Below are 21842 nucleotides of genomic sequence, written 5' to 3' on the forward strand. Positions count from 1 at the left end.
AAATATTGAAATGTTTTCTCTGAGGCATAGTGAACGTGGAAATTCCGCTGAAATTGCCATGGAGGCGGAAAGATAAATACTACATTTCGATAAATTAAACGTATTGCCTCTTCACTAGCTCAGGTACTTTGTCCGAGAAACAAAAAGATTTATTTAAGCTAGATATCAAAGAAAAAATTTGATCTTCAATCTCGTAAAATTCATTTCTAGGCTGATGGCCTAACGCGACCCCCATACAGTTTAGAGCGTCGATGATTCTTTTCTGATGTGGCATGTATCGAAATGAGCCTTGAAGCGCAGTCCTTGCTTGTTCATTAGAAAAAAGTATTTCGCTATTTAAAGCTGAGATGACGGCGCAGTAATCATCGGAAATTGAAGTTTTCCCATTTCGCGAATTGGAGAAAATTAAATTATACCAAACAAATGTATCTACAGATGAAGGAGATATACGGGTGCGCTTGGAGATCTCTAATGCTACGTAGTTTTGAAATATAGAGAAATGTGAGATATGGTTTGATAGTGCTGTGGCGTTTGCGCTGTTTAAAAAACTCATGAGCGCAACTATTATCCCCCCAATCGTCGCAAGCCCTACAAGCAAATTCAGAGTTGCTATGAGTATCAAAAAGGATTGGTCATATATTTGTAAAAACTTCTTAATGCATTCGTTGTTAAAGCAAAGAGGCCTGGCAAACTCACCGTCAATGCCGGTGATAATTATGGTTATAGTGCTCAGTATTATGCCTGTTGCGGCGACCAATAATAGTCCGGCGACAAGATAGTTTAGATATGGGTAGTCGTGCCAAATTTCGCCAAGTTTTTTATTCATAATCAGGCTTCAAACCCTTTAGCGACTTTCTGATTTCTTTCGTGACAGCTGGAAATGAACGTTTTAGGATAATCAATCTTTCTTGAAGCTTATAATATCGCTTTGCGTACCAATAGGTGCTACGTTTAGTAGCACAGTCACGAGCCAGGCGGTCCAGCATTGCACGCGCACGCTCGATATCTTTTTTAGAAGGTAAAGGAAATATTTTCTTGAGTCGAGCGAGCAGCGAGTCGTATCGATCATGACCCACCCTAACTAATTTGTTTACTCGCCCCATACAGCGATTGAAATCGTGTCGGTAAGCGTGAGTTGTTCTATAGCCACGCTCTGATGCTAAATTTTCTATATTTTTTACGGCTGCCCTGATCCTAGCGATCTCTCCAGATGGAAGGCGAGGCTGAGGAAATGCGACCCTTAGACCATGGACAGTCAAAGGCTCGCTGGAAACATAAATAGATCGGGTTTTAACAACGTTAAGCGGGAGGTCCTTACTAGTAAGCATCGCCCTAATAATGTCCAGAGCATAACTGAAGTCGTAGTTTGATATCTTTGACGAAACCGTTATGTCATCTACGAGGCGCGTATATACAAGACCTTTTCGCGACAATCTATGAACCACGGCGCCCTCAATATCATGGAGGCACAAACTGGCCAGATAGCTTGAGGTCAGGGCTCCCTGGATTACATGGGACCTAAAACAGCAAATCTCTGCAAGCAATTCAGAAACTTCTCTGTCAAATTTCATGAAATTGCTAAATATATCGAGCACTAAGTCTTTGTGTATGTTATCAAAGAAATCCTTGACATCGACTTTCAATAAGCTCTTCGCGCCACAGTGTTTGGCGGCACACGACACATAGTCTTTGTTAATCAGCCGTTGAGTATCTTGCTCTCGTTGATTTGGTACGGAACCATAAAGATGGTCTGGCCACTCAATAATGCTGAGTCTGGAAAATATACGCTTGTTTATTCTTCGCTGAATTTTCCTGAGCAAGAAATGCGGATTGTGGACCAGTCGAACGCTGCCATCGCTCTTGAACACTTGGGAAACAGCGTATTTTTCCTCATCAGGAAGAGACAGCGCCGCGTAAATTTCGGCGAGCGATACAGAAAGCGCGCTACAAAGATTCTCAATACTTGAAATCGAGCCCGTTGAAACTTTTCTAGGATTGAGTAGCGCCATTTTTAAATCCTATTAAAAATAGGTTTGACCAACCCATACTCAAGGGTGCAGTGAAGGATGATGCATTCATCGATCAGATCGCTGGCAGCTGCCATCCTTCACATGGCCAAACCTACCGTCCCTGTCTCCTCCACGTTTCTCGGAGGGGATCGGAGGTGCGAGCCTCCGGACAAGTCCAAAGTCAAAAACTTCAGACGCTCGTACGAGCAAAACCCAGGATCTATAAGCAATCGATTGCAGCACATAAGCGGTACGCTTACGCAACGCTAATCTACATACGCCAAAAATTAAATGCAATGCCTGCTGAGAAGGCGTGCTGAACCATCCGGAAAATCTATGGTCTAAGGCCGTTTTTTTCACTTTTTCCTAGGGGTAAAGATTCCAGCCCCTCACCTGCTCATCGGGCTTTGCACCGTCGCGGTGTACCACTCTGGCATGCCCTAGATCTACCTCAAGCCCATCCAGATTGCTCCACTCGAGTCTTGGAGGTACGGAACACCTTTTGTGTTACTGAGCCTTCGTGTTCCACATATTTCTCAATGGTGTTCCCTAGCTATAGGTCCCTTGTTTGCTGGCTTCCAGCGTTTTTGGAACACCAAGAACACCAAGAACACCAGTTCTTAATGGTCACACTCCCCACGCCCCAAAAAGGGCTGAAGCCAGCAGCGAGGCAACCCCCTAGACTTCCCGAACTGACCGCTTTGCCGGGTTAGGGACCACGAAGTCTGTAGCTCATCGTTGCGCCCCCTCACTGACTAGATAGCAGGGTGGGGCGTCGTGCATTTGCCGTTTTTGGGTCCTCCCCATACCCCCCTCCCTACACGGGTACGGGGACTCGCGGTTTCCCTGCAGCTGAGATTTTCCTTGGGATGTCCGTCTTCTGTTTCATTCGGCTGATGCTCAAACGATCCCGAAAACTTGACCTGCCGCTTGTTGCCAGGGCGCGGCTGCATCTCAGCCGTTAGCCGGCCGGCCAGCTAAACGGTCAGAAGGCAGGCAGAGTTGCTGCTCGGCGGGTTGTGCCTTGCGATGCCGCCGAGGTGGGGGAGGGTGATTTGGGTTTTAGGTATATGGTTAGGTATACGGTTTGGAAATATAGAGGCTAGAGGTCAATAAATACGGGGTCTATGTGTGCCTTATTCGACTCCTGTCTCCGCACCAGTTCAGGTTCCAGTGACGGCTACCAAAATCTCTGTCCTTGCACCACACATCAAGGCTTGCAGCGATGCAGGCCTTTTTTGTGCCTGGAAAACATTGATGGTCTTGGCCGCCTACTGAAACGACTTTGCGAAAACAGGTGGTTTGACCTTTCAGGGCAAATCTTCGAAAATCTATCTCGAGGACTGCATACGCGCATTTTTCGGGAATGGCTTGCCAGTCATCGGCCTCCCGTTCTGACAGCGTTGAAAATGGCACACACTGACGCAAGGGCAGTCGATAGGCCCCACCATACGGCCGATGATTCGACTGGGTTCTGATCTAATGGATCGTAGATCCCGAAACTAAAGAATTGCTGCGAGTACAAACTCATTAACATCCGAAGGCGCCCCAAAAGGGTCGCCTTTTCTTTTGCCTAGTCGATCGGAATTTCACCGACTTTGGTGCTTCGTTGCGTGGGCTAGGGTGTTCAGGTCATACCGAGTAGTGGAAGCCGAGCACCCGATCGCCCTCGCGGGGTTCCAGCGTCAGCGTACCGTCTACCGTTCGCAGCAATGTGATGCGTTTCTTGGGCGCGGCAGGATGACTGGCGTCGTGATAGTTCTCGGTTCCCAGTGCCATGAGCGAGGCGATGAACACGGCCAGGTGAGCCGGGCTGTTGATATATCTGTTGCGCTAAAATCCTATCTTGCCGTGCCAGATATGCAGATGCTTAAAAAGCATGAACGTGAAGAACTCTTGCTTGGGTGTGATAAGTTTTCTGAATAGTGCGTTTTAAATGGCGCGAGAGTCCTGCGTAAAGTAGTAATCCTTGGTAAGTAACAAGTCTAGTTTTCTGGGTACAGTTCGGCCGTATCCCTGGTCAAACGACCAATCTAACAGCTTCAGTTGAGCGTCCAGAGCTTCGGGTGATATTTCGTTGGCATTGGAAAGATTCACAATAAGTTTCTGCCATCCAGTTTTAGCACTCTCATCATTGAAGGTGCAATGGCACTTGCCGATGCCTACCCAGCTTTTACTGCCATGGAAGCCAATAAAAACATCTGAGCTGAAGATCGTCCGCTCTTTACCTGCAAGCATCACCCAGGTACAGGATGACTGACAGCTCACAAATGAAAGCGGATGAGTGGTTCCATCGATATTTTGATATCGATTAGCAAGGCAGGTGTTCAGTTTTTTTTGGGCAATAAATAGGGAAATTGCTACAGCGGCGTCATTGTCCCCTCCAATGCTATTTAAGCAAATATCTCTAATGTCAGGATTTTCTGTTAAGGTTATTTCAAGTGATTGAATGGTTGATTGTGCTTCGTTGCTGAATATTCTTCCACTTAGTAGTATTATTTTTTTTGAGCAAGTATTGCTGTCAGAACAAGCTGTTAAAACTTCCACTGTCATGGCCTCTGTCTTGGGCTTTGAAAGTGAAGTCAGACCGCAAAGCACTACGCTCAAGGGAAACGCAGCAGCAAGCAAGAGAACTATGTTTATTGGTTGCTTTAGGAAATTGATCGTTGAAGTCATGGCTTTTCTTGGTTGCAAGTTTTTCTCCTGGGCTGTGAGGTTTACAACTGATTGGATCGGCCTGCGGAGAAATTTCTTGAGCCGCTTGTGTAGCACGCCATTTACCGGGAGCCCCTGATGCTGGCAAGCTGCTTTGGAATTTTCGAATGCTCTGGGTCTGACGATTACTAAAGTGGGGGCCGTGACTCACCTTTTTGTCGATCTCTCATTGTTTTTACGCGAATGGTTTCACTGTCAAGCGCGACTTTAAAGTCACGCTCGCTGGTGGGGAACGCTTTAGACTCCTCACTTATCTCTGAGTAAGATTCCTGGAGATCTTGCAGTAGCTTGTCTAATCCTTCCAGGTCAATTAAATTGTCTCGGTAGCGGGCGATTGATATTTCGCATTTTGCAGCGAGATTGATGTACTTGTTAGCAATGCTGCGATGCCCTTCGAAAAGTTTCCCGAAATTGAAGAACGTGGAAATGCCGCCGATAAGCGCTGCGGCCAGGCCTAGGAAGCCTCCGGCCCACTTGGTTATCGAGGGCAGATCTTGGCTCAGTGCTATGAAAAATACAGAGCCAAGTATTATGTTGATAGCCACTACAGGTAAGCCTAGATAGTCGTTAAGGCGCTTGGCTCTGGAAGATGCATTGAAGTGTCGGTATTTCCCTAAATTACAGTTGCGGCACAGCTCCTCGACTCTGTCTAAAACAGCTGGATCTCGCGAATACGTAGCCATGGATGTAGCTCTGTAGGGAAGGTGGTTGGCATTTTTCAATGTGCTGTTTTTACATGCGTAATACATCCTCGCCTGCGTAGATTCTAGTTCTAATCTACATAACAACAACCGACGTTTAGCGCTAAAGCCGTTCACATTGGATGGGGCCCTTAGCTTGGGGCCTGCCTGTGATTTAGTCATTTGGGGAAGGATTGCAGGGGCTGCTGCGCAGCCCATCGTAGGCAAGCCAGCTCCTACAGCGAGCGTGCAGATCCTGGTTTTTTTGCGAGGAGCAGGCACCGGGCAACCGGCAGGGGCTTTGCACCTGTTAGTTTTGCGAGCATTTGATTTGGTGTGACTGCCAGGCTGTGGCAGCCATCTTCCCACGAAACACGCAGCCTTTTCGTACTCTCAGAAACTTGCGAAATCAGCCACTCGGGAATAAAGTCCCCACGTCGCCGAAGCATCGGCGACGCGACCTTGGCCGGTCGGAATCGAAAGGCGCATCAGCGCCCAGTCTTCATCGCAGGCGCTTTTCTGTGCCCGCGATGTCGTGTTATGGCGGTGGTGCGCGGGACACCTTCGGGTGTGCCGGGCTCCTTTCGTCCCGGTCGGCCAACCCGCGTACTGCTGCCACCTTAACTTGCTTGGCCGCGAGCGGTGGCAGTTCCATCACGAAAGGAACTCATGCATGACCACCGTAGATCCGTTACAGATCCTCACATCCGTTCTCCACCGTCGTTCCCCGACGGTCCGCAGCTACTTCATCTTCAGCCATTCCCGCATTGTCTCTGCGCAATCGGAGGCACGCCATGACTGAATACGAGCGCCTATCCACCCTCCAAAGCTACGCCTGGACGCTCGAACTGCTAGGCGAGGCCTTGGTCCAGCACGATGAAATGCTGGAATGCGAACACAACCCGCGACTGAGCTTTCGTAACACAGCCGGTATCCACCAGGCGATTCGGATCATCAGCCGATTGGCCAGTGAGCAGTGTGGGAAGGTGATGGCGCGAAGTGAGCAGAATCAGGCGGGTAGGCCAGATCATTGAGTAAGGCGGAGCCAACTATCACCGGTGCGCTGGTCTCTAGCTAATAACGGCTGCCTGGTGGTCCATTCCCGTTGGATAGGGGTATTGGGGCTGCTACGCAGCCCTTCACACACTGCGCCCTTTTGCATCCTTGTCGGCACCCTATTAGTCAAATATGATACCGCTTCTCATTTGCATCAATTCTGTGACCGCCAATGGCATCCGTCGATACCGCTCAGTTCACTGCTCTGTACGAACAGCAACACCGCTGGTTGCGTAGCTGGCTGTATCGGCAATTGAGCTGCTCACACCGCGCTGCTGATTTGATGCAGGACACCTTCATGCGTCTGTTGGTCAGTGACCAGGCATTTGAAGTCCGCCAGCCTCGGCCTTTCTTGGCCAAGGTGGCACGCAGTGTCCTGTCCAACCACTATCGCCGCGCACGCTTGGAAAAAGCCTACCTGGATGCGCTCCAGACGGAAGACGAAAGCGTGCTGCCGGATCTGGCGACCCAACTGATTGTTTTCGAGACGCTGGTTCGGCTCGACGAAGCGCTCTGCGAACTGGATGTCGCCGTCAAAAAGGCTTTTCTCTGGTCGCAACTGGACGGGCTCAGCCACGGAGAAATTGCCGAACGGCTGGGTATTTCGATCGCTACCGTCAAACGCCATATCATCAAAGCGGGTGCGCGATGCATGCTGGTGACGGAATCGCTGCAATGACGATTTCCGGTAACGCCGTTAGCCGAGAACCATCGCTATCGCCAAAAATGTGTGAGGAGGCGATGGAGTGGTGGCTCGATATGCAGGAGGCCAATTTCGATTCATCCGCACAGGCCGCTTTTGTGGCATGGCGCAGTGAACACCCTTTGCATGAACTGGCCTGGGAAAAAGCCTTGGCGCTGGGGGAGCAGCTCGACTCTTTGCGCACCCGAGGCGATCCAGACCTTGCCCGGCGGGCGCTGTTGCTTCCCTCCCAGGAAAAGCTGAGCAGGCGTCGGGCGATAAAAGGGTTGGCATTGTTGCTGGCTGCAAGCGCCGGTGCATGGATGAGTCGAGACAGCGAAATGGTGTCGCGCCTCAGTGCCGATTACACCACGGGTGTGGGCGAGCAGCGACGTGTTGCGCTGGCCTCGGATCTGTCGCTAGAACTCAATACCCATAGCGCGATAAACGCTCGTGCGACGGGCCATCGTTGGCACCTTCGATTGCTCAGCGGCGAGGTCTTGATTGATGCTGCCTTGAACCCGGCGCTATTCATCGATACCGCTCAGGTTCGCACGCAAGCGTCCTCGGCACGTTTCACGATACGGCAGCTCGACAATGGCTCTACCCAGTTGGCGGTCTATCGTGGCTCGCTTCAAGTGACCCCGACTCAGGCCGGCACCTGGACTGCCCTGCAAGCCGGGCAGCTGGCGCGTTTCGGGCCGCTTGGGGTGCTCGATCAGGGTGTAATGCAAGCATCCAGCCCCGCCTGGGCCGAAGGAATGATCGTCGCCAACGGCCAACCGCTTCAGGCTTTCCTCGACGAACTTGGCCGCTATCGTCATGGGTATCTTGGGTGCGACGCCGCCTTGGCCAATCTGCGCGTGTGGGGCACCTACCCGCTGGCTGACAGCGATCGAGTCATCGATGCCGTCGCCCAGACGCTGCAATTGGAGGTACAGCGTTTCACTCGCCTGTGGATCAACTTGCGTCCCTCGCCAGCGAACGTCTGAAGTTTTTTCGTCCTCGATGAGCCGTTTTGATTTCTGGCGAGACTCATAGGCCATACATCAAAAATCATCGGGGGAACTTCACATGCCTCACCGCAGTATTTCGTCGCACTACAGGTCGCTCGCCAACACATTGGGTTGCGCCGCGGCGGTTCTGATCGCTACTTCATCGCCCGTGTGGGCAGCCGCCGATAACAGCGTGCAACACTACGAAATTCCCCCGGCGTCACTCGGTACTGCGCTCAACCAACTGGGCCAGCAAGCCCATTTGCTGCTGTCGTTTTCCAATGATTTGATTGCCGGGCAAAACAGCCCAGGTTTGAGTGGTGATTACACGGTCGACGGTGCTTTACAGGTGCTACTCGCAGGCAGCCAACTCATTGCGGTTCGCCAGCCGGATGGGCGATACACCCTGCAACGAGCGCCAGCTTCTAGCGCCCTGGAGCTTCAAAGCATTTCAATTTCGGGCAAAGCGCCCGGGTCGACGACAGAAGGTACCGGGCTGTACACCACCTATTCCTCCAGCAGTTCGACCCGCCTGAACCTGACCCCCAAAGAAACCCCGCAGTCGCTGACCGTCATGACCCGCCAGCGCCTGGATGATCAGCGCCTGACCAATCTCAGTGACACCCTCGATGCCACCCCGGGCGTCATCGTGTTGCGCGACGGACTGGGTGCCGAGTCTGACGGTTACTTCTCTCGGGGCTTCGAGATTCAGAACTTTGAAATCGACGGCGTGCCCACCGTCAAGCGCATGGACAACTACACCCAGAGCATGGCCATGTATGACCGTGTGGAGGTGGTGCGCGGTGCTACCGGCTTGATCAGCGGCCTGGGCAGCCCTTCAGCGACGATCAACCTGATCCGCAAGCGTCCGACCGCTGAGGCACAGGCCAGCGTCTGGGCCGAAGCCGGTAATTGGGACCGCTACGGTACCGGCTTTGATGTGTCTGGCCCGCTGACCGAAACCGGTAACGTACGCGGTCGTGTGGTCGCCGACTTCAAGACCGAGCGGTCCTGGGTCGACCGCTACAAGCAGGACTCGCAACTGATCTACGGCATTACCGAGTTTGACCTGACTGAAGACACCCTACTGACCATGGGCTTCAGTTACCAACGCACAGACGTTGACTCCCCAATGCGCTCTGGCCTGCCGACCCGTTTCACCGACGGCTCTCGCACCAACCTCAAACGCTCGCTCAATTCAGCTCAAACCTGGTCGTACAACGACCATGAACAAACCAGCTTTTTCACGTCGATCGAACAGCAGTTCGCCAATGGTTGGAGCGGGAAGATCGAGCTGACCCACTCCGAAAACAAGTTCGATGAAGTCTTCAACTACGTAAACGGTGGCCTCAACCCGGACGGAAGCGGCACCACTCAGTTGCCCGTGCGTTTCTCTGGTATCCCGCGCCAGAACAACATCGATGCCTACCTGACCGGCCCGTTCGGCCTGTTGGGCCGCGAGCACGAGTTGATCGCCGGTGTGACCTTGTCCAACTACTACGAGAACGTGCCAAGCTATGGCGGCTGGAAGTACGACTATTCCGGCTCTCCGGCCGGGGCGATCGACAACCTGCTGAACTGGAACGGCAACTCGGTAAAACCGGAATTCAACGTCACTGGCAAATCCACTAACGACGAAACCCAATACGCCGCTTATCTCGCCACGCGCCTGCATGCCACCGACGCTCTCAGTATCTTGCTGGGTAGCCGCGTGATCGACTGGCATCGTGAGATCGAGGACAAACCCTACAACGCAGAAAAAACCAAGACCAAAGAGTCGGAGACCGGCGTCTACATTCCGTATGCCGGCGTAGTGTATGACGTCAACGATACGTGGTCGCTGTATGCCAGCTATACGAAAATCTTCAACCCTCAGTCGTCCTGGGTTCGCGACATCAACAACAAACCACTGGACCCGATGGAAGGCACCGGTTATGAAGTTGGTATCAAGGGCAGCCACTTCGATGGCAAGCTGAACTCCAGCGTCGCGCTGTTCAAGATCGAGCAGGACAACCTGGCGATCTGGATCGATACCCCAGGCGGCAACACGTACAAGTCAGAACAGGGCACCACTACCAAGGGCGCTGAATTTACCCTGGATGGAGAACTGGCTGAAGGCTGGCAGGCATCTGCCGGTTATGCCTATGCAGTCAGCACCGACGCTGACGACCAACGTATCGTTACTACCCTGCCTCGCCACAGTCTGAAGACCTTCACCAGCTATCGCCTGCCGGGCATCTTGAACAAGGTCACCCTTGGCGGCGGTGTGAACTGGCAGAGTAAAACCGGTGCCGACCTGCACACCTTCACTCAGGGCAGCTATGCCGTCACCAACCTCTTGGCGCGCTACGACTTCAACCAACACCTGAGTGCGTCTGTGAACCTGAACAACGTGTTCGACCGCGAGTACCTCAGCTATGCCGGCGACCACGGTATGTACGGTGCGCCAAGAAACATCATGACGGGTATCAAGTACAACTTCTGACTTGTGCCCTTGAGGGAGGCTGGGGCTGCTGCGCAGCCCATCGCAGGCAACCCAGCGCCTACAGCGATTGTGTGGGTGTTTGAGTTCTGCGCAAGGCCGCTGCTGGGCGATGCCACGGTAAGCACGGAACCTGTAGGAGCAGCACAAGGCTGCTCTTACCGGGTGACGCGATAGCCTGGGTGATGGCCAGGCCCCTGGCCCGCGCTGGCCTCAGAAGTCCCAGCGAGTAGTGACCATGACGTTGCGCGGTTCGCCGTAAATGGCCGAGTTATAGAAGCCGACGTTGGTGTAGTAATACTTGTCGAAGATGTTGTTGAGGTTGACGGTCGCCGACAGGTTCGGGGTGATCTGGTAGCGGGTCATCAGGTCCACCACCCAGTAGGATTCTTGCGTAACGTCCTCGTTCATGCCCTTGGGGCTGTTCCAGATCTGCTGCCAGGCCTTGTTCTGCCAACGCGCACCACCGCCAAGGGTGATCTTGTCCAGGTCACCGGTGAGTTTGTAGGTGGTGTAGAGGCTTAGCTGGTCTTCGGGCTCGAAGGTGGAGAGCTTCACGTCGTTGCTGTCGCGCACCACCTTGTGGGTGTAGCCGCCCTGCACCTGCCAGCCCGGGGCCAGCTCGCCGGACACTTCCAGCTCGTAGCCTTTGGTGGTCGCCTTGCTGCCCTTGAACGCGTAGTTGGGCGGGGTAGGGGTCTGGTTGTTGTAGGCGTCATCCGGCACCGAGCGGTTGCTTTCCTTGACCTCGAAGTAGGCCAGGCTGGCGTTCAGGCGGCCGTCGAAAAACTCGCTCTTGATGCCGATTTCGTAGTTTTCGCCTTCATCCGGCTCGATCAGTTTGTTGTCGCGGTCGCGGTTGTAGTTTTCCTGGGGCATGAACACGTCGGTGTAGCTGGCGTAGACCGAGAAATTTTCGTTCAGGTCGTAGATGGCGCCGGCATAGGGAATGAAGCGCCCGGACTCGGTGTAGGTCGGGGTCAGGCCGGTCAGGCTGTAGTTGACCACGCGGCCACCCAGCAGCACTTTCAGGTCGTCGGTCACGTTCAGGCGGGTGGTGAGGTACACGCCGGTCTGGCGGATGACATCGTCGGTGCGCTGCGACACCGGACCCCAGTCGGGCTTGGGCAGGTTGCCGTGCCAGTTGTTGTAGTCCACCCGGTTCGGCACCGAGAAGGTTTCGTCCCAGTAACCCTTGCCGCTCCAGTGGGCCTTGCTGATCGAGCCGCCCAGTACCAGGTCATGCTCGCGGCCGAGCATGCTGAACGGGCCGCTCACGTAAAGGTCAGCCGAGTCGCTTGTGGTGTCGCCCTTGTAGCGTTGTGCGTTGATTTCAGCGCTGCCGTCGGGCTGCGGCTGGTCGAATTGGATGGCGCCCATTTGCGCATCGTAGCCGTTGTACTTGTGGTCCAGTTGCAGCTTGGTCACCCAGCCGTCACCCAGGTCGTGTTCCAGGGTGGCGAACACCGTGCGGGTGTATTGCTGCCAGCTGCTCCAGTCGGTCGAGTTGCTGAACGAGCGCTTGGCGTCGTTGCGCTCGCCCTTGGAATTGAGCAGCGGGAAGCTGCCAGACCAGGTGGAACCCTTGGGGTCGTTGTCCTGGTAGTCGGCGCCTACCGTCAGCAGCGTGTCAGGTGACAGGTCGAACTCGAGGATGCCGTAGAACACCGAGTTCTGGCTCGAGTAGCGGTCGATGAACGAATGCTTGTCCTGATAGGCGGCCACGGCCCGGCCGCGAACGTTGCCGGTTTCGGTCAGCGGGCCGCTGACATCCAGTTCGCTGCGGTAGTTGTCCCACGAGCCTGCACCCAGGGTGGCGTGGCCCTGGAAGTCGGCGGTGGGCTTTTTGCGTACCAGGTTGATGGTGCCGCCCAGCGAGCCTGCGCCGCTGAGTAGGCCGGATGCGCCCTTGAGCACTTCGATACGGTCGTAGATCGCCATGTCGCTCAGGGTGTTGCCTGCCGAGTAGGCGACGTTGCGCACGGCGGAGGGGATGCCGTCGTACTGGAAGTTGTTGATCGAGAAACCGCGCGAATAGTAGTTGGTGCGATCAGTGTCGTAAGCCGACACGGTAATACCTGGGGTGTGGCGCATGACTGCGTCGACAGTGTTGAGGGCAAAGTCATCCATGTGCTGACGAGTGACCACGCTGATCGACTGCGGGGTTTCCCTGGGTTTCAGCACCAGGCGGGTGGCCGTGGCGATGGTGCCGGGCGTGTAGGACCCCGTGCCTTCGGTGACGGTGCCCAGCTGGTTGCTGATGATGTTGGTTGCACTCAACTCCAGGGCGCCACCACTGTCGGCAACGACCTCCACCGTATAGTTGCCACCGCTATTGAGTGCCCGAAGGCCAGTACCCGCCAGCAGCTGGGCCAGGCCCTCGTCAATGTCATAGCTGCCATTGAGCCCAGCGCTGCGCTTGCCGGCGGTCAGCTGGGCGTCGGCAGAAAGCAGGATGCCGGCCTCGCTCGCGAAGCGGTTCAACGCCTGATCCAGGCCGCCGGCGGGGATGGCGTAACTGCGTGATTGCTCGCTGGCGCCAGCCGATGTTGCGGGCAGCGCCACTAGAAGGGGGCTGCTGCAAAGCAAGCCGGCAAACAGGGTGTGACGAACCGCAAGGCTCAATCGAGAACGGGGTGTTGTGGGCAGATACGGCATTCTGACTGTTCCTCTTGAGAATGCTTCTTGGTTAAATTCAAGAGGTATCCCGGACGAGTCGGCAAAACCGACAACGGGCAGCAGCGTTTTTTTCATTCATTGCCGTTGCAGCACTTGGGTAACGCTGGTCATGCGGGACTGATGGTGGTCCAAAAACGTGTCAGGCGGTGTACTTTTACCGGTAGGGATTGCTCTAGCGCTGTAAGTACGCGATCGGTGTCTGCCAGCGGAAAAACGCCTGTTAGCGGCAGGGCGGCGACGGCAGGGTCGCAGCGCAGCACACCGGCCCGATGGCGAGACAGTTCTGCGGTGAACTGCCCGAGGGGCATGCGCTCGGCGATCAGCCGACCTTCGTGCCAGGCGATGGCGTTGAGATTCGCGGGTGCGATGTCACCGATCTGGGTGGTGGAAAACCAGCAACCTTGTCCGGCTTGCAGGCGTATGGCGCGAGCCTGACGCGGGCGCAGTTCCAGTTCGCCCTCAAACAGGTCGACCTGGCATTTATCGTCATGTTGGTACACGGAAAAGCGCGTGCCGAGTGCCAGGACATCCCCGGCTATGGTGTCCACGATCAGTGGGCGTTGCGCGGGGTCATGGCCGCTGTCGAGCAGCAACTCCCCAGCGAGCAGGCGAATGCGGCGCTCGCTTGCGCTGAACTGGATATCAACCGCGCTACCGCTGTTCAAGCCAAGCCGGCTGCCATCGGCCAACGTGCGCTGCAGGCGCTCACCCGTGCCGCTGCGCAGATCTGCCATGGCCTCGCGCCAAGGCAATTGCGATTGGACGATGTAACCGCTGCCGCCAGCCAAAAGCAGGGCGCTGAGCAGTTTTAGCGTCTGTCGACGGCGCGCGTCAGGCTGCTCCCGTAGCACGGCCAGCGCGGTATCCGCTGACACACCGCTCAGGGTATGTTGCAGGTGCTCCAGGCGCTGCCACGCACGGGCATGTTCCGGGTCCGCATTTCGCCACTCAGCAAAGCGACGCTGTTGTGCTTTGTCCAGCTCGCCGCTCCATTGCAGCATTAACCAATGGCTGGCCTGTTCGACGATGGTTGCGGCGATGGGCGTTTCGTTGGAAGTTTTCATTCGGCGTACAGCACCTGATAGCAGGCGGTGATGGCGCGCAGCATGTACTTTTGTACCGAGCTGACACTGACTTCGAGGCGTTCGGCGATTTGGCTATAGGTCAGCCCTTCAAACTGCGACAGCAGGAACGCCTCGCGCACCTTCGCCGGCATGCTGTCGAGCATGGCGTCGATCTGCATCAGGGTTTCGATCACGATGGCGCGGGTTTCCAGCGACGGGCTTTCTGGTTCGGGGAGGGCGGCCAGGCTCTCCAGGTAAGCGTGCTTGATCCGTTGGCGACGCCATTGGTCTATGACCAGGTTGCGGGCGATCTGGGCCAGGAAACGGCGGCCGTCGTTCTGCTCTGGCAGGCGTCGCGTTACCAGCAGGCGCAGGAAAGTGTCCTGGGCAATATCCGCAGCCCGTTCTCGATCACCAAGGCGCAGACGTAGCCAACCTTGCAGCCAGCCGTGGTGGTCGCGATAAAGGCTGTCGAGGGGTTGCAACGGGGCATCAGTGGGCACGTTCCTCTTCCCGTCAATTGGCCGCAGATAAGAATCAGTTGCAATTGTAGGGGGGAAGAGGAAATTTGGAAACTGCCTTTGCCGGAATCGGCTGCACGACCTTCTGGCGATGGGTCGTGCAGCTTGAGCAATGCCCCGGGATCAATTCACAGTAATTGCCGCATTCAAGACCAGCACCACAATCAACCCGACCACCGCCACGATGGACTGCACCACCGAGATGGTCTTGGTGGCTTCGCCCATGGTCATCCCAAAGGACTCTTTCACCATCCAGAACCCTGCATGGTTCGCATAGTTGAAGAACAGCGAGCCACAGCCGATGGACAAGGCCAGCAACGGCAGGTTGAGGCTGGGGTCAGCACCTGCCAGCGGTGCCAGCAAGCCGGCAGCCCCAACGATACCTACCGTGGCGGAGCCGGTAGACACCGAAAGCAACATCGCGATCAACCACCCCAGCATCAAGGGCGGGAAGGCCGATTGCTGAGTCAGGTGCACAATGGCATCACCCACCTTGGCGCTGGTCAGCATCTCCTGAAAAGCCCCGCCGCCGGCGATGATCATGATGATCGAGGCGATAGGCTTGAGGCTTTTGCCCAGTGCATCGCGCAGGTGTTCGGCGTCACCGCCGCGCGCCAGTACCAGGCTGGCGCCGGCGAACAGCACGCCCAGCAACATGGCGATCAGCGGGTTGCCGAGGAAACTGGCCAGCTCCAGCAACGGGTTGCCCTTGGGTAGCAGCATCTCGGCGACGGCATGCACCAGCATCAGAATCGCCGGCAGCAACGCGGCCAGCATGCCGATCGCTACGCCGGGGCGGGGTTGATCGTCGGCTTTTTCAGCCAGGGTGAACTGGTCCAGCAAAGCCTGATCAGGCCGAGTGCTCATGCGCGGCGAAATGAACATGCCATACAGCGGGCCGCCCAGGATCATTGCCGGGATAGCCGCCAGGAAGCCGTAAAGCATGGTGGGCCCAACCGAGGTCTTGAGCACCGCGATGGCGGTCAGGGGGCCAGGGTGCGGCGGTACCATGCCGTGCATGGCAGCCAGCGCCGAAATCACCGGCACGCCTACATACACGTATGCAGAGCCCTTGAAGCGGGCCTTGCTTTCCAGCTTGCGCGCCACGCTGAAAATCAGCGGCAGCATGATCACCAGGCCCACTTCGAAAAACATGGGGATGCCAATGACGAAGGCAACCAACATCATGGCCCACGGAATCATGCGGTCCGAGGTGCGCTTGAGGATGACATCAGCGACCTGCTCGGTGACGCCAGCGTCAGCCAGAATTTTGCCGAGCATCGCGCCCAGGGCAATCACCACCCCGACGGCCCCCAGGGTTTTTCCGGCGCCGGTAAGCAAGTGGGAGACGATGCTGCCTGGCTCCATGCGGGTAGCGAAGCCCACCCCAATGGACACCACCAGCAAGGCCAGCAGCGGGTGCATCTTCAGGCGCGACACGATGAGTGCCACCAGCACCAGGACACTGACCAGCGCGGTCAGTAACAGCTGTATATCCAAGGGGGTCATTCAGGCAGTCTCGGTTGGGCGGGCGCTTTAGCTGAAGGGGTGAATCCGAGGCGGGTGCACGCAGGGGCAGCACCGGGCGAAAAAGCATTGCAGGGCAGAGCATTCATGGGGTGATTCACCTTGTTATTTGGTCATCTATATGAATCCTCTCAAAGTATTCGCGTTGCGGCGGGAGACTGTCAAGAGCAGGCAGTCGGGTCTTGGCGGGCGTGCCGATGCGGGTTGGCTCTGATGGCCAGGTATCGCCTTCGGGTGGCCTTTTGGCCCCAGCGGGCAATACTTCTTTCTATACGCAGGCGTGTTCCTGGTGGCGCGCGCCGCTGGGAGGTGTCTGGTGAACAAATTGACAATCGTAGGTGCCGGCCTGGTCGGCGAGGCCGCGGCGCAGATCATTGCCCGGGATGAGTTGTGCCGTGAGCTGGTGTTGATGGATGTGCAGGGCGAGCTGGCGCAGGGCAAAGCGCTGGACGTGTGGCAGGCCGCCGTGGAGTCTGGCTCGGATACCCGAGTCTACGGCGGGGCCAAGGCCGAAATGCTGGACGGTTCCGACCTGGTGGTGATTACGGCGGGCGTACCGCGCAAGCCCGGCCAGTCACGTCAGGATGTGCTGAGCATCAACCTGCCGATACTGGATGGCATCATGACGGACATCAAACACCATGCCCCGGCAGCGACGGTATTGGTGGTGTCCAACCCGGTCGACGTGCTGACCTATCGCGCCTGGAGCGTCAGCGGGCTGGGGCGCGACAAGGTGTTTGGGCAGGCGGGCGTGCTGGATACCGCACGCATGAAGTGTTTCATCGCCGAGCAAACCGGCTTTTCTGCCAAGGACATCACGGCGCTGGTGCTGGGGGGGCATGGCGACAGCATGGTGCCGCTGATGCGCTACTGCCAGATCGGCTCGGTGCCGCTGTCGCATTTTCTCTCCAGCGAGCAGATCGAGCAGATTGTCGAGCGAACTCGCAAAGGCGGCGGCGAGATTCTGGGCTTGAAGAAGATGGGCAGCGCCTGCGATGCACCGGGCGTGGCGATTGCACAGATGGTGGATGCCATCGCCAATGGGCGAAACCGCATTTTGCCGGCTGTGGCGATTCTGCAGGGTGAATATGGGCGCAAGGATATTGCCATGGGCGTGCCCTGTGTACTCGCAGACGAGGGGCTTGCGCGGGTGATCGAGTTGCCGCTGGATGCGCAGGAGCAGGCGATGTTCGACCAGTCTGCGGATCAGGTGGCGCGGGATATTGATGAGATGAAGGCTTTGTAAGCGAGGGGCAGATCACGCGCCGCGCAGGTGGCGCTCGGTTTCTAGACCAAGCGCCACCCATGACCAACGCCGCCGACGTTCCGCGCTCCAATTGCCCGTTCCCAGTGCTACAGCCCCAGGCCTCGAACTGGCGGCACTCTACCGTTTCCATCACGGCTGGATCCGCCAGTGGCTGCAGCGCAAGCTCGGCAATGCCCAGGATGCGGCGTGCAAGGCGCCCGTTGTAAATGAAAACCCTTATCGTTAAAGTCAGCGCCTTCTTCCCCCGCCCGGGTCGCCCCACGCATGAAGACCGAAGAGCTGGAACTGGCTTTCAAGGCCCATGCCGGAGAGTTGCGCGCGTTCCTGTACCGCCAGTTGCGCAACACCGACACCGCCGCCGACCTGGTGCAGGAAACCTACCTGCGCATGCTGCGCCAACCACCCCGGGCCCCGGTGCTGAACCTGCGCAGCCTGCTGTTTCGCATTGCCCGCAACCTGGTCATCGACCACACCCGCAGCCGTGGCACGCGGGGGCAGCATGACGAAGGTATGGCGTACCTGTACGAAGTCACCGGCGAAAGCCCCGAGCCATTTGCCGAAGTCGCCGCCCGGCGCGAGCTGGCGCTGATGGCCGAGGCGTTGCAGCGCCTGCCGCCACGTTGCCAGGAGATTTTTCTGCTGTGCCGCCTGGAGGGTATGGCGCACAAAGCGGTGGCCGAGCAGTTGGGCGTTTCCGTGAGCACGGTGGAGAAGCAGTTGGCCATTGCGCTGGACTTTCTGGGCCAGAGTTTGCAACGTTGACCGTTATGCACAAGCCTTCCGCTCCCCTCGACCCCTCACCTGACGTACGCCGGGCTGCCCAGGCCTGGGTAGTGCGTCTGACTTCGGGGGATGTGCGGCCTGGCGACGTGGAGGCGGCGCGGGCCTGGTGCGCGCAGGCGCCGGAGCATCAGCAGGCGTTTGTCGAGGCAAGACGGCTATGGGCGTTGAGCGGGCAGCTTCAGGCCCCTGCGCGGCGGCGTGCGCCGGCCCGGCAATGGGCGTTGGCCAGTGCGGCGGTGCTGGTGCTGGGCGTCGGCGTGGCGTTGGCCTGGCATGGGCAATGGGGCGCGGATTATCGGACCGGGGTAGGGGAGCGCCGGGTTGTCGCGTTGAGCGATGGCTCGCGTATCAGCCTGGATGCCGAGTCGGCTGTGGACGTTGAGATGAATGACCGGGCGCGGCGTATCACCTTGCGCAAGGGCGAGGCGGTGTTCGAGGTGGCGCATGACCCGGCACGGCCGTTCACCGTGCAGGCAGGGGCGGTGCAGGCTACGGCGTTGGGTACTGTGTATGCAGTGAGCCGTGAGGGCGCGTCGGTGGGGGTGGTGGTCAAGCGTGGGCGGGTGGCGGTCAGTGATACCGCCGACCGAGTCGAGCTTTCTGCCGGTGAAGCGGTGGGGCGAGAGGCTGGGCGGTTGGGCGGCAAGCACGGGCTGGATGTGGACAGTGCACTGGCCTGGCAGCAGGGGCGGCTGGTGTTCGAGCAGGCGCCGCTGGCGCAGGTGCTGAAGGCTCTGGAACGGTATCGGCCGGGGTGGTTGCTGATTGGCGATGAGCAATTGCGTGGGCTCAAGGTCAGTGGCACCTTCCAGCTGGACCGGCTGGATGAAGGCTTGGCGACCCTTGAGCAGGCGTTCCCCCTGAGCATTCATCGGTACTCGGATTTTCTGCTGGTGTTTGAGGCGCGTGACTGAGCACGGGTTAGCCTGCATCGACAATTATTTTTACGGGTCTGTCACAGTCATCCGTCATCCCTTCTCAAAAACGAATGCTTCGTATTTGAAAGGGGAGTGTGATGGACCGAGGGCAATTTCGCAGGGCGTCGATGACGTCGTTTTCTTTGCTGTGCGCGCTGCTGCCAGGGCTGGCCCTGGCCGAGCCGCGTGAGTTCGACATCGCCCCGCAACCCCTGGCCAGTGCGCTCAACCGTCTGGCCGCGCAGGGCGGACTGCAGGTGATCTTCGATGGCAATTTGGTGCAGGGCAAGAGCAGCCGAGGCGTCACTGGGCGGCATGAACCGGAAGCGGCGCTGTCCGAGCTACTGCAGGGCAGTGGCCTGACCTGGCGCGCCACCGGCAGCACCAGCGTCACCTTGGAGCCCGCTGCGCAATCGTCTGGCGCGCTGGAGCTTGGGGCCACGTCGATCGTTGGCCAGGCCTACAGCTCCGTCAGCCCGGACGATGGCTACGTGGCCAAGCGCTCTTCGGTCGGCAGCAAGACCGACACCCCGTTGATCGAGACCCCAGCCTCGGTCTCGGTCATTACCCGCGAGCAGATCGAGGCGCAGCAACCCAAGACCGTGGCCCAGGCGCTGCGCTACACCCCAGGCGTCAACACCGAACTGGCTGGCCCGCAGTTCGTCGTCGATCAATTGTCCATCCGCGGTTTCCAGCAGGGCACCGGGCGCATGCTGCGCGATGGCACCCGTACCTTCCTGCCGGAGTTTCTCGGCTGGGACGCGCCAGAACCGTATGGCCTGGAGCGCATCGAGGTACTGCGTGGTGCCAGCTCGGTGTTGTACGGCGCCTCGGACCCAGGCGGGCAGATCAACCTGGTGAGCAAGCGCCCCACCCAGCAGCCCTTGCACGAAGTGCAGTTGCAGGCCGGCAACCTGAACTATCAGCAAGGCGCCTTCGACCTGGGTGATGCGCTGGATGACGAAGGCATCTGGAGTTATCGCCTGACCGGCCTGTTCCGCGAAACCGATGCCCAGACCGATCACATCACCAACCGCCGGCAGTACATCGCCCCGGCGCTCAGCTATCGGCCCAGTGCCAATACCGAGTTCACCCTGCTGGGTGAGTATCAGCGTCAGACTGGTAACTTCGCCAACTCGCTTCCCGCCAGCGGCACCGTGTTCCGCGATGCGCGTGGCCGGCTGGACCGTGACACCTACGTGGGCGACAGCGCCTACGACTTCATGACCAACGAAAAGACCTCGTTGGGCTATGTGTTCGAACATCACTTCGATGAAACCTGGACCCTGCGCCAGAATGTGCGCTACAGCAACTACCGCCAGGCCAGCAGCGAAATCGCCTTGTTCGGCCCAGTCGGCGGTGGGCAGTATTCGCGTTACAGCGACCAGCGCAAGGGCGATGGCCGTTTGTTTACGGTGGACACCCATGTTCAGGCCGACTTCGCGACCGGGCCGGTGGAGCACACTTTGCTGAGTGGGGTGGACTACAACAACGGCAAGTTCGACCAGCAGCAGTCACTGGACTTCATCCTGCAAAGCTTCGACCCGTTCCAGCCGGTGTACGGTCAGCCGCTGAGCACAGTGCCGTTCAGCTTTGCCAGCTATGAGCAGAAGCTGTCCCAGACCGGCGTGTACCTGCAGGACCAGCTGCGTATCGACAACTGGGTGTTGCTGCTGGGCGGGCGCTACGACTGGGCGGTCAACCAGAAGGACGATCGCGCCCCGCAAACTCAGAAGGACGAGAAATTCAGCGGCCGTGCCGGGTTGGTCTACCTGTTCGACAATGGCCTGGCGCCGTACGTCAGCTACAGCGAGTCGTTCCTGCCGGTGATGGGCACTACCGCCGATGGCACCCAGCTCGACCCGGAAACCGGCAAACAGTACGAGCTGGGCCTGAAATACGAGCCACCGGGCAGCAACAGCCTGTACACCCTCGCGGTGTTCGAGCTGACCAAGCAGAACGTCACCGAGACCATCAACGGCTTCAGCCGCCAGGAAGGCGAATTACGCTCACGCGGTGTAGAGCTGGAGGCCAGAACCGAGCTGGCGCCGGGCTTCAACCTGATTGGCAGCTACACCTGGAACGATGTCGAAGTTACCCAGTCCGAGCGCGGCACCCAGGGCAATACGCCGTTCCGTACGCCGGAGCACATGGCCTCGCTGTGGGCGGACTACCAGTTGCAAGGTGGATCGCTGAACGGGCTGCGGCTGGGCGCTGGCACCCGTTATGTGGGTAGCACCTTCGGCGATGCGCAGAACAGCTTCAAGGTCGACAGCTACGTGCTGGTGGATGCGATGGTCAGCTACGAGTTGGGCAAGCTGGACGCTTCGCTCAAAGGCGTGGAGCTGGCGCTCAATGCCAGCAACCTGTTCGACAAGGAGTATGTGGCCGGCTGTTTCAGCGATATGGGCTGCCAGTATGGGCAGCAGCGCACGGTTTACGGGACGGTGACGTATAACTGGTGA

General features: G+C 57.5%; 17 protein-coding genes. 8 read left to right on the top strand and 9 right to left on the bottom strand.

Annotated features, from left to right (window positions below; genetic code table 11):
• Positions 1-94: 94 nt before the first annotated feature.
• The 5 genes from ACNQP3_RS03435 to ACNQP3_RS03455 form a co-directional block, all read right to left on the bottom strand.
• Positions 95-826: a retron Ec48 family effector membrane protein gene (locus ACNQP3_RS03435; protein ID WP_264316798.1), complete on the bottom strand. Its 732-nt coding sequence runs from the start codon at positions 824-826 to the stop codon at positions 95-97.
• Complete coding sequence (locus tag ACNQP3_RS03440; protein WP_197898603.1) at positions 819-2009, bottom strand: reverse transcriptase family protein; 1191 nt, start codon at positions 2007-2009, stop codon at positions 819-821. Before ACNQP3_RS03440 ends, ACNQP3_RS03435 begins: the two co-directional genes overlap by 8 nt.
• 1632 nt (positions 2010-3641) lie before the next feature.
• A complete protein-coding gene (locus ACNQP3_RS03445; RefSeq protein ID WP_264316799.1) occupies positions 3642-3788 on the bottom strand; it encodes a hypothetical protein in 147 nt (48 codons plus the stop codon).
• 153 nt (positions 3789-3941) lie between these two features.
• Positions 3942-4685, bottom strand: a complete 744-nt coding sequence (locus ACNQP3_RS03450; protein WP_264316800.1) for a hypothetical protein — start codon at positions 4683-4685, stop codon at positions 3942-3944.
• A gap of 167 nt (positions 4686-4852) precedes the next feature.
• The gene (locus ACNQP3_RS03455) at positions 4853-5407 is read right to left on the bottom strand and encodes an SLATT domain-containing protein (protein ID WP_264316801.1); all 555 of its coding nucleotides are present in this window, start codon (positions 5405-5407) and stop codon (positions 4853-4855) included.
• 791 nt (positions 5408-6198) lie between these two features.
• On the opposite strand from ACNQP3_RS03455, the gene ACNQP3_RS03460 reads away from it, so the two are divergent.
• The 4 genes from ACNQP3_RS03460 (at position 6199) to ACNQP3_RS03475 (ending at position 10622) form a co-directional block, all read left to right on the top strand.
• Positions 6199-6438, top strand: a complete 240-nt coding sequence (locus ACNQP3_RS03460) for a hypothetical protein (RefSeq protein ID WP_264316802.1) — start codon at positions 6199-6201, stop codon at positions 6436-6438.
• Positions 6439-6632: 194 nt separating this feature from the next.
• Positions 6633-7139, top strand: a complete 507-nt coding sequence (locus tag ACNQP3_RS03465; RefSeq protein ID WP_264316803.1) for a sigma-70 family RNA polymerase sigma factor — start codon at positions 6633-6635, stop codon at positions 7137-7139.
• Positions 7136-8134 (top strand): FecR domain-containing protein, encoded by a 999-nt coding sequence (locus tag ACNQP3_RS03470; protein ID WP_069943220.1) that lies wholly within the window; start codon positions 7136-7138, stop codon positions 8132-8134. Before ACNQP3_RS03465 ends, ACNQP3_RS03470 begins: the two co-directional genes overlap by 4 nt.
• Before the next feature lie 82 nt (positions 8135-8216).
• Complete coding sequence (locus ACNQP3_RS03475; RefSeq protein ID WP_264316804.1) at positions 8217-10622, top strand: TonB-dependent siderophore receptor; 2406 nt, start codon at positions 8217-8219, stop codon at positions 10620-10622.
• A gap of 210 nt (positions 10623-10832) precedes the next feature.
• On the opposite strand, the gene ACNQP3_RS03480 is transcribed toward ACNQP3_RS03475, so the two are convergent.
• The 4 genes from ACNQP3_RS03480 to ACNQP3_RS03495 form a co-directional block, all read right to left on the bottom strand.
• Positions 10833-13277 carry a TonB-dependent siderophore receptor gene (locus ACNQP3_RS03480; protein WP_264316805.1) on the bottom strand — a complete coding sequence of 815 codons (2445 nt, stop codon included), beginning with the start codon at positions 13275-13277 and terminating at the stop codon, positions 10833-10835.
• 128 nt (positions 13278-13405) lie between these two features.
• The gene (locus ACNQP3_RS03485) at positions 13406-14362 is read right to left on the bottom strand and encodes a FecR domain-containing protein (RefSeq protein ID WP_264316806.1); all 957 of its coding nucleotides are present in this window, start codon (positions 14360-14362) and stop codon (positions 13406-13408) included.
• Positions 14359-14865 (bottom strand): sigma-70 family RNA polymerase sigma factor, encoded by a 507-nt coding sequence (locus ACNQP3_RS03490; RefSeq protein WP_012270410.1) that lies wholly within the window; start codon positions 14863-14865, stop codon positions 14359-14361. Before ACNQP3_RS03490 ends, ACNQP3_RS03485 begins: the two co-directional genes overlap by 4 nt.
• A 141-nt stretch (positions 14866-15006) precedes the next feature.
• Positions 15007-16392, bottom strand: coding sequence for a GntP family permease (locus ACNQP3_RS03495; RefSeq protein WP_060494421.1), 1386 nt, complete (start codon positions 16390-16392; stop codon positions 15007-15009).
• Between the two features lie 334 nt (positions 16393-16726).
• Here ACNQP3_RS03495 and ACNQP3_RS03500 point away from each other — a divergent pair, with 334 nt between their 5' ends.
• The 4 genes from ACNQP3_RS03500 to ACNQP3_RS03515 all read left to right on the top strand — a co-directional run bounded on the left by ACNQP3_RS03500 (position 16727) and on the right by ACNQP3_RS03515 (position 21842).
• Entirely contained in the window at positions 16727-17656 is a 930-nt protein-coding gene (locus ACNQP3_RS03500; protein WP_012270412.1) for a malate dehydrogenase, read from the top strand.
• 285 nt (positions 17657-17941) lie between these two features.
• Positions 17942-18439 (top strand): RNA polymerase sigma factor, encoded by a 498-nt coding sequence (locus ACNQP3_RS03505; protein WP_012270414.1) that lies wholly within the window; start codon positions 17942-17944, stop codon positions 18437-18439.
• A gap of 5 nt (positions 18440-18444) precedes the next feature.
• Positions 18445-19374: a FecR family protein gene (locus ACNQP3_RS03510; RefSeq protein WP_060494420.1), complete on the top strand. Its 930-nt coding sequence runs from the start codon at positions 18445-18447 to the stop codon at positions 19372-19374.
• 131 nt (positions 19375-19505) lie between these two features.
• A complete protein-coding gene (locus ACNQP3_RS03515) occupies positions 19506-21842 on the top strand; it encodes a TonB-dependent siderophore receptor (protein WP_264316807.1) in 2337 nt (778 codons plus the stop codon).

The organism is Pseudomonas sp. LFS074 (assembly GCF_047978165.1).
GTDB lineage: Bacteria > Pseudomonadota > Gammaproteobacteria > Pseudomonadales > Pseudomonadaceae > Aquipseudomonas > Aquipseudomonas putida_P.

Bases quoted from the DNA above. Each gene is read 5' to 3' on its own strand.
- ACNQP3_RS03495 (WP_060494421.1), bottom strand. From the start codon at position 16,392: ATGACCCCCTTGGATATACAGCTGTTACTGACCGCGCTGGTCAGTGTC.
- ACNQP3_RS03515 (WP_264316807.1), top strand. From the start codon at position 19,506: ATGACGTCGTTTTCTTTGCTGTGCGCGCTGCTGCCAGGGCTGGCCCTG.
- ACNQP3_RS03465 (WP_264316803.1), top strand. From the start codon at position 6,633: ATGGCATCCGTCGATACCGCTCAGTTCACTGCTCTGTACGAACAGCAA.
- ACNQP3_RS03505 (WP_012270414.1), top strand. From the start codon at position 17,942: ATGAAGACCGAAGAGCTGGAACTGGCTTTCAAGGCCCATGCCGGAGAG.
- ACNQP3_RS03440 (WP_197898603.1), bottom strand. From the start codon at position 2,009: ATGGCGCTACTCAATCCTAGAAAAGTTTCAACGGGCTCGATTTCAAGT.
- ACNQP3_RS03470 (WP_069943220.1), top strand. From the start codon at position 7,136: ATGACGATTTCCGGTAACGCCGTTAGCCGAGAACCATCGCTATCGCCA.
- ACNQP3_RS03485 (WP_264316806.1), bottom strand. From the start codon at position 14,362: ATGAAAACTTCCAACGAAACGCCCATCGCCGCAACCATCGTCGAACAG.
- ACNQP3_RS03445 (WP_264316799.1), bottom strand. From the start codon at position 3,788: ATGGCACTGGGAACCGAGAACTATCACGACGCCAGTCATCCTGCCGCG.
- ACNQP3_RS03450 (WP_264316800.1), bottom strand. From the start codon at position 4,685: ATGACTTCAACGATCAATTTCCTAAAGCAACCAATAAACATAGTTCTC.
- ACNQP3_RS03435 (WP_264316798.1), bottom strand. From the start codon at position 826: ATGAATAAAAAACTTGGCGAAATTTGGCACGACTACCCATATCTAAAC.
- ACNQP3_RS03510 (WP_060494420.1), top strand. From the start codon at position 18,445: ATGCACAAGCCTTCCGCTCCCCTCGACCCCTCACCTGACGTACGCCGG.
- ACNQP3_RS03460 (WP_264316802.1), top strand. From the start codon at position 6,199: ATGACTGAATACGAGCGCCTATCCACCCTCCAAAGCTACGCCTGGACG.
- ACNQP3_RS03480 (WP_264316805.1), bottom strand. From the start codon at position 13,277: ATGCCGTATCTGCCCACAACACCCCGTTCTCGATTGAGCCTTGCGGTT.
- ACNQP3_RS03455 (WP_264316801.1), bottom strand. From the start codon at position 5,407: ATGGCTACGTATTCGCGAGATCCAGCTGTTTTAGACAGAGTCGAGGAG.
- ACNQP3_RS03475 (WP_264316804.1), top strand. From the start codon at position 8,217: ATGCCTCACCGCAGTATTTCGTCGCACTACAGGTCGCTCGCCAACACA.